The organism is Pedobacter punctiformis (genome assembly GCF_027213715.1).
GTDB classification, from domain to species: domain Bacteria; phylum Bacteroidota; class Bacteroidia; order Sphingobacteriales; family Sphingobacteriaceae; genus Pedobacter; species Pedobacter punctiformis.
This window is the reverse complement of record NZ_JAPWGM010000002.1, coordinates 186,228-200,839: the sequence shown is the minus strand read 5'-3', so window position 1 is coordinate 200,839 and position 14,612 is coordinate 186,228. Positions and strand designations below refer to the sequence as shown.

Genomic DNA, 14,612 nt, shown 5'->3' with positions numbered 1-14,612 from the left:
AACAGTCTATTTTTTGTTTCTTTATTTACAAACAATAATCACACAAAATTATCCTTATAGTGTTATAGAGGGAGTATGGATCAAACCAAGACCAAGGGTTACAAAAAGATAAAACAATGGCTTAAAGCAAATCGCCGAAAGCCATTTCAATTTCAGGAAGATGCCTGGCAATATTATCTTAATGGTTATAGTGGTTTGGTAAATGCACCTACAGGTTTTGGAAAGACCTTTTCATTATTTTTAGCAGTTGTCATTGAAGCTTTAAATGATCCTTCAGTAAACCCTAAACAAAGGAAAGATCGTTTACAATTAATTTGGATTACTCCGCTCCGATCGCTTGCCAAAGACATTGCCCGGGCAATGCGTGAAACTTTACTGGAACTGGAATTGGATTGGCATGTTGGGGTTAGAAATGGTGATACTTCACAGGCAGAAAAATTGCAGCAAAAAAAGTCAATGCCTGAAATTTTGCTTATTACACCAGAAAGTTTGCATTTACTGCTGGCTCAAAAAGGTTCTTCAACTTTATTCAAAAACCTTAAATGTATAGTTGCAGATGAATGGCATGAACTTTTAGGCAGTAAACGTGGTGTATTGGTTGAGCTTGCTGTATCCAGAATAAAAGGGCTGCAAAAGCTGGAAAAGCAACAATTTCTCAGAGTTTGGGGTATTTCGGCTACGATTGGAAATATTGAAGAAGCATTAGATGTTTTAGAACCTGATGAAACTGCAAAAAGGATTATTGTTAAAGCTGATCTGGAAAAGAAAATCATCATCAAATCAATACTACCGGATGACATAGAAACCCTACCCTGGGCAGGGCATTTAGGCTTAAAACTGGCTTACAAGCTTTTACCAATTATCAATAAAAGTAAAACAACTTTAATTTTCATCAATACCCGTGGTCAATCAGAAATGTGGTATCAGCACTTGCTTAATCTTGAACCTGAACTGGCAGGCAGAATTGCCATCCATCATGGGTCTATAGATTTTGAGCTTAGAAACTGGATTGAAGATGCTTTGCATACCGGGCAACTTAAAGCAGTGATTGCAACTTCTTCCTTAGACTTAGGCGTAGATTTTAAACCTGTTGATACTGTAGTTCAGGTTGGATCGCCAAAAGGTGTAGCCCGTTTTTTGCAGCGGGCAGGCCGTTCTGGTCACGCTCCTCACGAAACGTCTAAAATTTATTTTTTACCCACACATGCTTTAGAGCTGGTTGAAGCCGCCGCAATTAAAGAGGCAGCTAAAAACAATAATATTGAAAGCCGGGAGCCCTTTATAATGGTTTTCGATACTTTAGTCCAATACCTGGTTACCCTGGCTATTGGTGATGGTTTTGATGACCAGGTGATTTATGAAGAAATAAAAAATACACATGCATTTAAATTAATCTTACCAGAAGAATGGAACTGGGTAATGCAATTTATTACTTCAGGCGGAGACAGTTTAAGTGCTTACAATGAATTTAAAAAGGTAACTAAAGATGATGACGGTCTTTGGAAAGTTAAAAGCCGTATGCTGGCCATGAGGCACCGGTTGCATATTGGCACTATTGTAAGTGATGCCATGTTAAAAGTTAAATTCCTTTCTGGTGGTTATATTGGTATGGTGGAAGAGTATTTTGTTACACGTTTAAAAGCAGGTGATAACTTTAGATTGGCGGGTCGGGTGCTGGAATTTATCCACGTTAAAGATATGACTGTAATTGTGCGCAACAGTAAACAAAAAAATGCCATCTCACCCAGTTGGAATGGTGGCCGGTTGCCATTATCATCTAATTTAGGAGTTGTTCTCCGTAAAAAATATAACGAAGCCCTGGATAAAAATCATGAAGATGAAGAACTTGATGTTGTTTATCCTTTATTTCTTTTGCAGGAAAAACGGTCACATGTTCCAAGAAATGATGAATTATTGATAGAACTGATCAATAATAAAGAAGGGTTTCATCTTTTTGCCTATCCTTTTGAAGGTCGCTTAGTACACGAGGTTTTAGCCGCATTGGTAGCGTACAGATTAAGTAAATTGTTACCGATTAGTTTTTCAATTGCGATGAATGATTATGGCTTCGAATTGTTGAGTGAAACAGAAATTCCAATGGACGAATCCATTGCTTACGAAGTGTTTTCGCCAAAAAATTTAACAGAAGATATCACACTGAGCATTAATTCTACAGAAATGGCGAGGAGAAAGTTCAGAGATATCGCTTGCATTTCAGGATTAGTTTTTCAGGGTTATCCTGGTAAATACGTTGCCAACAGACATTTGCAATCATCAGCAGGTTTATTTTTTAATGTATTTAGTGATTATGACAAACATAATTTACTTTTGCGGCAAGCTTATGACGAGGTATTTTACCAGCAATTAGAAGAACCGAGGTTAGCAGCTGCTTTGCAAAGAATCCAGGAGGGAAATATTATTATTACAACCCCAAAAAGTTTTACACCACTCTCCTTTCCGATTAAAGTAGATAGTTTAAGGGAAAACATGAGCTCGGAAGAATTGGAACAAAGAATTTTAAGAATGAAAGCTGAGTCTGAGAAAATAAAATAAAACCATAATGACCATAACAAGCCAGGGCGAAGAATTAATTTTAGATAAAGAAAGGGCTTTATTTTTACCTAAACATCAACTTTTAGCCATTAGCGACTTACACTTAGGTAAATCTGCACATTTCCGACAGGCTGGGTTACAAGTTCCATCTACAATTGCAAAAAGCGATCTGCAAAGGTTAAGTTTACTAATCGAAAAGTATCAGCCGAAAACCTTACTCATCAACGGAGATATGTTTCACCATGGGTTAAATACAGATATTGATGACTTTTCCATCTGGAAACAACAGTATACTGATTTAAATTTCTTACTTGTAAAAGGGAATCATGATCAATTATCAGCAAATAATTATAAAGATTTAGGAATTGAAATTCATGAACCAAGCTTTTGCCTCAGCCCTTTCTGTTTTATACACGATGCACCTAAACACACCAATGAAGAACTTTACCCTATAAGCGGTCACATCCATCCAGGTGTTTCTATTGTAGGAAAAGCCAAACAACGGCTAAAGTTTCCTTGCTTTTATTTTGGTAAGGATCATGCCATATTACCTGCATTTAGTTTGTTCACCGGTCTTTACAACATTCAACCAAAGACAAATGAACGGATTTTTGCAATAACTCCTGAAAAAGTTATAGAAGTTTAATTATTGATAGCCTCAATAATCTGAGCTAGCTTTTAAATGTTAAGCACTTACTGGTAATTCTGCATGTAATGCTTCTACCCAATTTTCAAAAAGAGATTTTTCAATTTTAACTACTTCAGCAGCGTGGTGCTCCCAATCTGAAGAAAACTCAACCAGTTGATTAATCATTTCTTCTAAATGACCTTCTTCTTCCAAAATAATTGATTTTACATTTACCTTGCTCCTGGCATCATCCAAAATGGTTTGATAAATTGGATATAATTCATCTGCCCTAACTTCAATAGCGTAGGTTACAAAAAGATAGGCTGCAAATTTTAAATCATAGCCCGAAAGGTTAAATTTTGCTTTTAAATACCTGCAAACTGCAATATCTAAGGCATGTAAATAAAATTTGGTATGATTTGGAGAAAGTAATTCGGAATTTTTATAGGTTTTACAAAGTGACTCGTCAATCTTTGCAATTTGCTTTTTCAAATAGTAAGCATGACGATGTTCTTCAGCCGCGTGTTTTAAAATAATCAGGTTAACATTTTCTTTATGCTCAGATGCAGAGATTTTTTTTGCACCTGCATTTTCCATGTAAGATAATGTGTTTAACCACTTGGCATGCAATACATTATCACCAACTATTATTTTCAAACTCGAATCAAGCATCTTCTTAAAATTAGTAGTTTTGAAGTTCATTAAAATTAATGAACTTCATTTTATATTTCCTTAAATCTCTCTGTTAAAATCCCAGCCTTCTAAATAATCGGCAACCCTTCGAACAAACATGCCACCTAATGAACCATCAACCACTCTATGGTCATAAGATAATGACAAGAACATCATGTGTCGGATGGCAATTACATCGCCATGTTCGGTTTCTAAAACAGCCGGTTTCTTTTTAATGGCACCAACCGCTAAAATAGCAACTTGTGGCTGGTTTATAATGGGTGTGCCCATTACATTTCCAAAAGTACCCACATTGGTTAGCGTAAATGTTCCCCCCTGCGTTTCATCAGGCTTTAGCTTAGAAATTCTTGCTCTTCCTGCCAGGTCGTTAACCGCCTTAGTTAAACCAACCAAATTAAGCTGATCGGCATTTTTAATAACCGGAACAATGAGGTTTCCACTTGGTAAAGCAGCTGCCATACCAATATTAATATCACGTTTTTTAATAATTTGTGTTCCGTTAACCGAAACATTAATCATTGGAAAATCTTTGATTGCTTTTGCAACGGCTTCTACAAAAATTGGCGTAAATGTTATTTTCTCATTTTCGCGTTTCTCGAAGCTATTTTTTACTTTATTGCGCCATAAAACCATATTGGTTACATCGGCTTCAACAAATGAAGTTACGTGTGGCGAAGTGCTTTTACTCATCACCATATGATCGGCAATAAGTTTACGCATTCTGTCCATCTCTATAATCTCATCGCCACCGCTTACGCTGGTTGTAGATGTTTTACTCGTAACAGGTGCAGCCTGCGCTTGCGTATTCTGAACTTTATTTTCAGAGGCCGGAACAATTACAGTTTCTGATTTTGTAAATGTTTCAGCTGGTTTCCCTCCTGTTTTACTATTAATATAGTTTAATAAATCATCTTTATTTAAACGGCCATCAGCACCTGATCCTTTTATACTGTCTAATTCTGCTATCGAAATATTTTCCTGAGCAGCAATATTTTTAACTAATGGAGAATAAAAACGTTCTGACGAAGTAAAATCTGCAGTGTTTTTTGAAGCTGCTAACTGCTCTACACCAGGTATCGTTGTTTCTGATACCGTTTCCTTTACAGGTACTGCTGCAGCTGGTTCTTCAGTTTTCACATCATTTCCACCACTGGTTTCAATAATTGCAATTACATCGCCTACCTGCGCTACCTCATCTTCTTTAAATAATTGTTTAACCAATTTACCGGCAACCGGCGAAGGTACTTCTGAATCAACTTTATCAGTTGCTATTTCTAAAATAGTATCGTCTAAATCAATTGTATCTCCAGGTTGTTTTACCCATTTAATTACAGTTGCTTCTGCAACACTTTCACCCATTTTTGGTAACAATAGTTCGTATTGAGCCATATTAATTACAGTATGTTTTTATTTGGTAATGCGACAAAAATACAGTTTTTTATTGTTTACATCACGATTCTTTAAGAAGATTTAATAACATAGTTAATGCTGAAGCAGCGGAACGCTCTATATTTTGGAGGCGTTTATTACTGAAATTAAACACTTTAGCTATCGTTTTTTGCTGATTTGCAACCGCTATCCAAACCGTACCAACCGGCTTATCTTCTGTACCACCATCAGGGCCTGCAATGCCACTTACGGCAATAGAATAATCCGTTTTAAAATTCTTCAAAGCACCTTCAGCCATTTCAGTAACCGTTTCTTCACTAACGGCGCCATATTTTGTTAAGGTATTTTCTTTTACACCCAAAACGGATTCTTTAAGCTCGTAGGCATAGGCTACCGCACCACCCCAATATACAGATGAACAACCTGGATGCTGCGTAATTAAGTGTGCAATATATCCTCCGGTACAACTCTCCGCTGTTGATAAAGTAAGCCCTTTTTCTTTCATGAAATTTAAAATCGCCTGCTCCAAAGGGATATCATCATCTATAACCACAAATTTTTCAACTTTTTCGATAATTTGCTTAGCATATATTTCCACTTCCGTTTTTAACGGTGCTTCATCTTCACCTATGGCCGATAAACGTAGACGAACCTGCCCCATTTTTGGCAAATAAGCTAACTTAATATGAGCGGGCAAGCTATCCTCTATTTCTTCAATTTCTTTAGCTAAAAAAGATTCACCAATATTTGAAGTCAGAATGGTTTTATGAACAATCGATGGAAGCTTAAACTGCCTTTTAATTCTTGGCAAAATTTCATCATCCATTAAATACATCATTTCGTAAGGAACACCGGGCATGGATACAAAAATCTTCCCACGTTCTTCAAACCACATACACGGGGCGGTTCCATTTTTATTTAAGATAACTTCGCAACCATCAGGTACATCGGCCTGTTTAATGTTAATATCCAGCAGCGGACGTTTATATTTTTCAAAAATAGATTTAACAATTTCTAAAGTTCCGGCATCATTTCTGAAGCCCATGTTAAAATACTTGGCCAGTGTTAGTTTAGTAATATCATCCTTAGTTGGTCCTAAGCCACCTGTAATTAAAATAATATCCGCTCTTGTTTCCGCTTGTGCCAATGCATCCAAAATATGTTGTTCTTCATCAGATACGGAGGTAATTTGCTTTACAGAAACGCCTATTAAATTTAATTGTTTCGCCATCCAGGCAGAGTTCGTATCAACGATTTGGCCAATCAGAATTTCATCGCCAATGGTAATAATTTCAGCTAGCATATTTTTATTGGTAAGTACTATAAAAACCTTGTCTCTTGCTTAATTTTAAATCTTGTAAAATAGATGCTTTTACTTTTATGGTTACCGAATAACTTTTATAAGCACCGTAAGGCACCCAGTTAACACTCATATCCCAGCAATGCAAATCTCTGTAAATAGCAATATTCATTGGCGTTAAGCCATTATTTTTAAAATCGTAACCTGAGTTAAAAGTAAACTTCCACTTTGGCGTTAAGTTAAAATCACCATTAAAGTTTAAAGTATTACTTACAGAGCTTACACCTAAATCATTAGAATATTGAAAGCTGTAAGAGAATGAAAAATTCCATGGAATATTAAAATCGACAAAGGCATTTGGATCGCGGCTAATCGCAGCTAACTGTTCCGACTGAAGGTCTGATAAACCCTTTTTCTTTGCAGCATCTGCCAGTTTATCATTGGCTTCATTTTTACTTTTTAATGCTTCAGGATTTAAACTATAGTCAAATGAGAAACCAAAATTTGTTAATCTTGGCAATTTAGCCCCCCTTGTCCAGGTAAAATCATTACTTCTGGTAAAAGTTCGTACCCCCGAAACCGTGGTTTCATCCAAAGCATAAGGATCAAAAGTACCATTATAGTTAATGCCAAGTTTATCGGTAAACTGCGAGCGCCCTGACATGCTTAAAGTAGATAATTTATGAATTGGTGCCAGGAAATTATAGGATCCGTTAATGGTTAAATTTTGAATAATCGGAATTTTCCGTTCTCCTGTTCCTGTTGTATCCTTACTGGATTTAACTTTTAATTCTACAATATTTCCTAAACCAAAGCCAATTGAAGCCGTTTTACCTGAAAAAGAGCCCGGAAAAGCACTGGTTTGAAAAATTGAATACCTAAGCTCTTGATTATTAGCATCATAAATAGCCTGGCCATTTTGGTCAATTGCACTTTTATACGGTCCGGCACCGTCCTTTGTAAAATCAGGAGAATAATTGAAAGAAATACTAGGCGTCATAACATGCCTTAAAGCTTTTATATTCCCTAAATGGTTAAACACTTTTTTACCATAAATATTAGTGGTTAAACTTGTTGATAAATTATAACTACCCGCACGTTTAAAACCGCTTATGGTATCCATTCTACTGGTATAGGTACCATCAGCAAACCTGGTATAACGGCTTCTGGTTGTTTGAAAATTCCAAACCTCGTTATAGGTACCTCCCATGGAGAAATTTAAATATTTTAACGCAGTAAATGACATACTCACCGGAATAGTATGCTGGAAACCAGACTGAAGCCTTTTTAAACCATCATTTTGAAATAATAAGCTATCCTTGGTTGTAATGCTGTTGGTACCCTGTAAACCGTAACCTACGGTAATTTTTTGATACCACTTTTGTTCTCCTACCCTGTTTTTTGAATCAAAGGGGCTAAATGTAGGCACATTAAATGTACCCGTAGGAAATCTGATCGAAATATCTTTTGAGCTTAATGTTTGATCACTACCCAGTGATAATGAATAGTTCATTCCGTTGGGGTAAGCTTTTGCATAGCTAATACTACTGCTCATTGTATTGGTTGCAATTGCCCGCTGATCGTAAGTAGCATTAGCACCCGTTGCTGTAAAATAACTACTGGAGCCTAAGTTTACACTGGCGCTAAAAGTGGTACCCGGCCTTGCGTTTGCATTTTGGCTATGCATCCAGGCCAGGTGAAATACTTTTGCAGGATTTCTAAAGGCTTCTGTACCTTCTAAACCATTTTTAGAACTGCTGTAATTAAAATTTATATTACCGTTAAATTTATATCTTTTGGTATAACTACTGAGCAAACTCGTTTCGTAAGAACCATTGGTATAAATAGTACCCATTAACTTAGCGTCCCAATAATCATTCAAACCTATATAATAACCCCCATTTTGTAAAAAGAATCCTTTTGTTGCATCTTCACCGGGTGTTGGTAAGATAAATCCTGACGATCGTTTATTCGGCTTGGGAAAAAAAGCAAAAGGTAGCGCCAGCGGAGTTGGCACATCCTCTATAATCATGTAAACCGGGCCAGTAATAATTTGCTTCTCGGTTACCACCCCTTTTGAAATCATTAATCCAAAATGGGGATGCGGCAAATTACAGGTGCTGTACATTACATTTTTAATGTGCAACTCATCATCTATTTGTTTTTTACTCTGTCCGCCTGAGAAAAATCCACCCTCTTGTTCGGAAAAAACACCATAAACCTTTCCCCGGGTTGTTTCTGTATTGTAAAAAATTGAATCGGCTATTGCTGACCCTTCTGCACCTGATTTAGAAATCGGACGACCAACATAACGACCTGTTTTAGGATCTTTTGTTCCTTTCGCAAAAATGGTATGATTTTTCTGATCAACCTGGATATAATTGGCATCCAGCTCAAAATCACCATATTTTATCCTCGCATTACCGTATAAATAAATGATATTTTTATCCTTACTCATTTTAACGGAATCATCGGCTTTATACTCTACTTTCTGCTCCAGATCACTATTATTTTTGGTTTTAACTTTAGCCGTATCTTTCTTTACTGTGTCTTGCTTAACGATTTGTTGCAATGAAAAACCAGAAAATGCGTTAGCTTTACCAACACTTAGTGTTAATAAAATGACAGAAATTAGTAAAATAGAGTTGTTCAGAAGTTTCAAATTCGTATTTGAATGTTATTTTTGCAAAAGTGTTTAATCAAAAACGTCCAAAATTAGTGAAAAATATACCATTGATGTATCTTAAAACCATTTTAGCCTTTATTATTTGTACAATATCATTAAATTCGATTGATAATCAAGCATTTGCACAGCAATATAAAATTAAAACAATTGTTATTGATGCCGGTCACGGCGGAAAAGATGGTGCCACCCATGGCGTGTATTCAAAAGAGAAAGATGTAGCCTTAAAAACGGCTTTAAACCTTGGAAGAGCGCTTCAGGATAGCATTAAAGATATTAAAATAATTTACACCAGAGAAACAGATGTTTTTATTCCGCTTTACGAACGGATTAACATTGCGAATAATGCAAAATCAGATCTTTTTATATCTATTCACTTAAATGATATGCCGGTACGGGTATCAAAAGTTGTAGATTACTATAAAAAAGTGAGAGGAAGAAAAGTTCCGGTTTACCGTACGGTGGCTTCAAAGAGTACCTCAACGAGAGGAACAGAGACTTTTGTTTCGGGTACTGGCCGTTTAAGTGAGCAGGACGAGGTAATTAAAAGAGAAAATGCTTCCATGTTTTTAGAGGAAAACTACCAGAAAAACTATGAGGGCTTTATTGCGAATACGCCTGAAAGTGATATTATGATTTCCCTGATGAAACAAACAAACCGTGATAGAAGTTTAAAATTTGCTTCTATGCTTCAGCAGGAATATGTTAATGCCGGACGTATAAACCGTGGTGTGCAAGAAAAAAGTTTAGCCGTACTGGCCCGTGCAGCGATGCCTGCAGTTTTAACGGAAATTGGTTTTGTGAGTAACCCTGAGGAAGAAGATTATATGAATTCGCCTGAAGGGCAAAATGAAATTGTTAACGGTATAATTAAAGCCATTAAAAATTACAAGCGTATAGCCGAAACATCCTTTTAATCATCCTTAACATCCCTAATTAATGAAGCTCAAACTTCTGGTTATTTTTTCAGTTTTTATATTATTATTTGCAATACAAAACTCCTTTGCACAGGGTTATAAAATTAAAACAATTGTAATAGATCCGGGGCATGGAGGCAGAAAACCAGGTGCATCAGGAAGCTTTTCGAAGGAAAAAGATGTATCATTAAAAATTGGATTGAAGTTGGGGCAAAAATTAAAAGACGAATTACCAGGTATAAAAATTATTTACACCAGAACAAAAGATGTAGATGTAGACTTATACAGGAGAGCCGAAATTGCAAATGATGCCAATGCCGATCTTTTTATCTCGGTTCATTGCAACTCAATGCCACCAAAAAATAAAGGAATTAAAGGAGTAGAAACACTGGTGGCGGGTTCGCACCGATTAAAAGAACAGGATGCAGCAATAAGGGAGAACGCAGATATAAAGCTGGAGAAAAATTATAAAACCAAGTATGATGGTTACGATCCCAACGATCCCGGAACTTTTATTCTTTTATCATTATTAAAAAACGCGTTTAGAGATAAAAGCATTAAATTTGCCAAACTTATTCAAAACAGTTATATCGAAAGAGATAACAGATTAAGTCGTGGCGTTAAAGAGCAAGGCGTTTTAGTTTTGCAAAGGTGTGGTATGCCGGCCGTACTTACTGAGGTTGGGTTCATATCTAATACACAGGAAGAAAAATATATAAACTCTGCGAAGGGTCAAAATGAAATTGCAGACTCTATAGTAGATGCAATTAAGAAGTATAAGAAAAATATTGAGGTAAGATAATTGGCATTATAAATGATAGTTAGTTTACCTTTGAATAATTGCATAATTAATAATATAAACCAAAACAAAAGCTATGATGCGGGTTTTATTTGCTATAAAAGCACATAACGCATTGTAAAAATAAGAAAGCGCTCTTATAGGTACTGAAGATTTGATACACTTTCGGAACTTGTAGCCATAAAAATAGAAACACTCATGAAAATTAAGAACGAAACCAAAGTAGGTATTTTAGCTGCATTTGCCATTGCTTTATTAATCATTGGATATAACTTTTTAAAAGGAAACTCAATTTTCTCCAGCGAAACAAATTTGTTTGCAAGATATTCAAGAGTTGATGGTTTAACGGTATCTAAACCCATTTTAATAAACGGCTATCAGATTGGACGCGTAGCAAAACTACAGCTTGAGCCAGGTGGTACTATTTTAGCAACTTTAAGCATCAACAGCAAATATGATATTCCTGAAAACAGTATTGCCCGTTTAGAAGGCACTGACTTGTTGGGTAGCAAAGCGATCATTATGGAGTTAGGTAATTCTAAAAAAATGGCTGAAGATGGTGCAACCCTTAATGCCAATGTAGAAAAAGGTTTAATGGAACAAGTTCAGCCGATTCAGAAAAAAGCTGAATTGATTATTGCTAAAATGGATTCTATTTTGAGCAGTGTAAACACCATTTTAAATCCGAATTTCCAGAAAAATGTAGATAAGAGCTTTAACAGTATTGCCGGAACATTGGCTTCGCTGGAAACAACTTCCAAAAAAGTTGATGGACTGGTTGGTTCTGAAAGTCAGCGTATTTCTGCCATATTTAAAAATGTTGAAGGCATTACCGCTAACCTGAATAACAATAATAAAAAGATTACCGATATTTTAACCAATATTAATACGGTTACGGATAAGTTTGCGGCAGCTAACTTTAAACAGACACTTGATAATGCAAATAATGCAATTGCTGATTTGCAAAGTGTAATTACAGGAATTAAAAATGGTAAAGGCAGTTTAGGTTTATTGCTAAATGATACTAAAATGTATGATAACCTAAGCAGTGCCTCTAAAAATCTGGATGAGTTGATGATCGACTTAAAAGCAAATCCTAAACGCTATGTACATTTCTCTGTATTTGGTGGCGGTAATAAGAAAGACAAATAGTAAAACACACAATAAAACGAAAAGCCTTGCAAGTAATTTGCAAGGCTTTTTTTATCCTTTATATTTTAAATCCATACTCAAAGTGCCAGTTACAGACAGAACGAGTATTTAAAGTTGAAAGGTTCTCCCCTCTATGGCGAGTTCAGTATTTTCAAAAGCAGATTGTGCTTCTTCTAAAAGCATTTGTAATGTTTTGTAACGGGAAGAAAAGTGTCCGATTAATAATTTTTTAGCCCGAACAATTGTAGCGATTTCACCGGCCTGTAATGCGGTTGTATGATGAGTTTCTTTAGCCCGGTCCAATAACTCGTGCAAAAAAGTTGCTTCATGATACAAAGTATCACAATTTGTAATGGTAGAAAAATAACGTTCATCAAATAAAGTATCCGAGCAATATGCATAAGATCTGGGTGCTTCAGGAGGTGTTGTATATTCCTCGCTCAACAAAACCTCTCCATTTGGAAGTGTTACATCTAGTCCCTTTTTTAAGGCCGTATAATAAGCCATAGGCACCTCATCCGTTTTCTCCTTAATTAACTTTCTTTGTCGTTGTTTTTGCTCAAAAATAAAACCTGTACATGGAATTCTGTGATTTAAAATAATCGTCTTTACCAGCAAATCACTATTTTCAAAAATCTGAGCGGAAGCTGTTGCATCAATTGCAAAAAATTCGATTGGATATCTTAATGTGGTATCAGAATATTTAAATTGAATTTCCAGAATTTCCAGTAAGGCTTTGGGGCCAAAAATCTGCATGGGTTTGGTACGCCCGTTTAAATGCAAGCTGGATAAAAGACCAACAAGGCCCAGATAATGGTCTCCATGCAAATGCGTGATAAAAATATAATCAATCCTGGCCGCTTTTATGTTAAACCGGATCAGTTGATGTTGTGTGCCTTCACCACAATCAATTAAATAGTACTTTTCGTTACAGTTTAAAAGTTGTGCCGATGGATTGCGGTTAAAAACCGGTGTTGCAGAACTACTTCCTAAAATTGTAACTTCAAACTTCATATTTCTAAAAATATATAAAAGCCCCGTAGGTTTAAATGCTACGAGGCTTTTTAAATAGGTTATTGCGTTATTATTTTGCGCCTCTAAACTCTTTCTCCAACTCTTCCATAAAAATGAAATCTGTGGCTTCTGCTAACGTATTAACAAACGTTACAGACTGAAATATGTTTGACAATTCTATAATATGTGCCAGATTATCATTAATACCGGTTACAATAAATAAACCGCCGGCGTTTTTGCAAAGCCTGTCTCCTACCAATAGGCAGCTTAAATCCTGCGCATCGGTACATTCTTTTACGTGTGATAAATCAACTATAATATTTTTAAAGCCTTCGGCATTTAGTAAATAAAATTCTGATTTTAAACCAGGTGCATTATCATTTGTAAACTTAGTTTCCTTTAACTTTAAGGTTACGTATTTTTCATGTTTATCTACTGAAAATTTCATCTCTCTAATCTTTATTTTACTAATGTATATATTTTCTTTCGAATTAAAGTTTTTCTATTGCCTTAATAACGTTGGTTTCAATTCGATTTGAAATAGAGTCCGCATCAGCTTTTATAAATTTTTCTCCTACAATTTGCTCATATAACTCAATGTAACGCTCAGAAATTGAGCTTACAATATCTGGCGTCATTTCGGGTACCACTTGCCCGTCTTTACCCTGAAAACCATTTTCGATTAACCACCTGCGTACAAATTCTTTTGACAGTTGTTTCTGTGGCTCGTTGCTATTTTGACGTTCCTCATAACCTTCTGCATAAAAATAACGTGAAGAATCTGGTGTATGAATTTCATCAATTAAATAAATTACTCCGTCTGCTTTGCCAAATTCGTACTTGGTATCAACTAAAATTAAACCGCTTTTAGCAGCTATCTCAGTTCCACGCTGATACAATGCAAAGGTATATTCCTCCAGTTTCTCATAATCGGTTAAAGAAACAATTCCTTTAGCTAAAATATCTTCTCTTGAAATGTCTTCGTCATGCCCAACAGCAGCTTTAGTGGTAGGTGTAATAATTGGTTTTGGCAGTTTATCGTTTTCCTTTAAACCATCAGGTAAAGAAACACCACAAACACTTCTTTTACCGGCACTATATTCTCTCCATGCATGTCCCGCTAAATAACCACGAATCACCATTTCTACTTTAAAAGGTTCGCAAATCCTGCCAATCGTAACCATTGGATCCGGAATTTCCAATACCCAGTTGGGTACAATATCCTGTGTAGCCGCTAAAAATTTTGCCGCGATTTGATTTAAAACCTGTCCTTTAAATGGAATAGCTTCTGGTAAAACAACATCAAATGCAGAAATTCTGTCTGTAACAACCATGGCCATAAATTTATCGGCAATGGTATAAACATCACGAACTTTTCCTTTGTAATAATGACTCTGCTGAGGGAAATTGAAATGGGTTTCTTTTAGTGCTTTCATTGGCGATAAAAATACAAAAAAGTCAGGAAGTCTGAAAGAATTACTCGT

Annotated in this window: 12 protein-coding genes; 5 read left to right on the top strand and 7 right to left on the bottom strand. The window is 35.8% G+C overall.

Features of this window, described 5'->3' with window-relative positions:
- Window positions 1-75: 75 nt before the first annotated feature.
- On the top strand, window positions 76-2,553 hold the full coding sequence (locus tag O0955_RS06670; protein ID WP_269426763.1) for a ligase-associated DNA damage response DEXH box helicase: 2,478 nt from the start codon (window positions 76-78) through the stop codon (window positions 2,551-2,553).
- A 7-nt stretch (window positions 2,554-2,560) separates the two neighbouring features.
- Entirely contained in the window at window positions 2,561-3,199 is a 639-nt protein-coding gene (gene pdeM / locus O0955_RS06665) for a ligase-associated DNA damage response endonuclease PdeM (protein ID WP_269426762.1), read from the top strand.
- A 39-nt stretch (window positions 3,200-3,238) separates the two neighbouring features.
- Here pdeM and O0955_RS06660 read toward each other — a convergent pair whose 3' ends face one another.
- From O0955_RS06660 to O0955_RS06645, 4 genes are all read right to left on the bottom strand, one after another.
- Window positions 3,239-3,883 (bottom strand): hypothetical protein, encoded by a 645-nt coding sequence (locus O0955_RS06660; protein ID WP_269426761.1) that lies wholly within the window; start codon window positions 3,881-3,883, stop codon window positions 3,239-3,241.
- Window positions 3,884-3,913: 30 nt separating this feature from the next.
- Complete coding sequence (locus O0955_RS06655) at window positions 3,914-5,263, bottom strand: dihydrolipoamide acetyltransferase family protein (RefSeq protein ID WP_269426760.1); 1,350 nt, start codon at window positions 5,261-5,263, stop codon at window positions 3,914-3,916.
- A 61-nt stretch (window positions 5,264-5,324) separates the two neighbouring features.
- Complete coding sequence (locus O0955_RS06650; RefSeq protein WP_269426759.1) at window positions 5,325-6,566, bottom strand: competence/damage-inducible protein A; 1,242 nt, start codon at window positions 6,564-6,566, stop codon at window positions 5,325-5,327.
- Between the two features lie 4 nt (window positions 6,567-6,570).
- Window positions 6,571-9,225: a putative LPS assembly protein LptD gene (locus tag O0955_RS06645; RefSeq protein ID WP_269426758.1), complete on the bottom strand. Its 2,655-nt coding sequence runs from the start codon at window positions 9,223-9,225 to the stop codon at window positions 6,571-6,573.
- A 74-nt stretch (window positions 9,226-9,299) separates the two neighbouring features.
- On the opposite strand from O0955_RS06645, the gene O0955_RS06640 reads away from it, so the two are divergent.
- The 3 genes from O0955_RS06640 to O0955_RS06630 all read left to right on the top strand — a co-directional run bounded on the left by O0955_RS06640 (window position 9,300) and on the right by O0955_RS06630 (window position 12,114).
- On the top strand, window positions 9,300-10,163 hold the full coding sequence (locus O0955_RS06640) for an N-acetylmuramoyl-L-alanine amidase family protein (RefSeq protein WP_269427228.1): 864 nt from the start codon (window positions 9,300-9,302) through the stop codon (window positions 10,161-10,163).
- A gap of 22 nt (window positions 10,164-10,185) precedes the next feature.
- Window positions 10,186-10,965: an N-acetylmuramoyl-L-alanine amidase family protein gene (locus tag O0955_RS06635; RefSeq protein WP_269426757.1), complete on the top strand. Its 780-nt coding sequence runs from the start codon at window positions 10,186-10,188 to the stop codon at window positions 10,963-10,965.
- A gap of 195 nt (window positions 10,966-11,160) precedes the next feature.
- The gene (locus O0955_RS06630; RefSeq protein WP_269426756.1) at window positions 11,161-12,114 is read left to right on the top strand and encodes an MlaD family protein; all 954 of its coding nucleotides are present in this window, start codon (window positions 11,161-11,163) and stop codon (window positions 12,112-12,114) included.
- 108 nt (window positions 12,115-12,222) lie between these two features.
- Here O0955_RS06630 and O0955_RS06625 read toward each other — a convergent pair whose 3' ends face one another.
- From O0955_RS06625 to O0955_RS06615, 3 genes are all read right to left on the bottom strand, one after another.
- Window positions 12,223-13,128, bottom strand: a complete 906-nt coding sequence (locus O0955_RS06625) for a ribonuclease Z (RefSeq protein WP_269426755.1) — start codon at window positions 13,126-13,128, stop codon at window positions 12,223-12,225.
- A 70-nt stretch (window positions 13,129-13,198) separates the two neighbouring features.
- A complete protein-coding gene (locus tag O0955_RS06620; RefSeq protein WP_269426754.1) occupies window positions 13,199-13,576 on the bottom strand; it encodes an STAS domain-containing protein in 378 nt (125 codons plus the stop codon).
- 43 nt (window positions 13,577-13,619) lie between these two features.
- Window positions 13,620-14,564 (bottom strand): phosphoribosylaminoimidazolesuccinocarboxamide synthase, encoded by a 945-nt coding sequence (locus O0955_RS06615; protein WP_269426753.1) that lies wholly within the window; start codon window positions 14,562-14,564, stop codon window positions 13,620-13,622.
- Window positions 14,565-14,612: the final 48 nt, after the last annotated feature.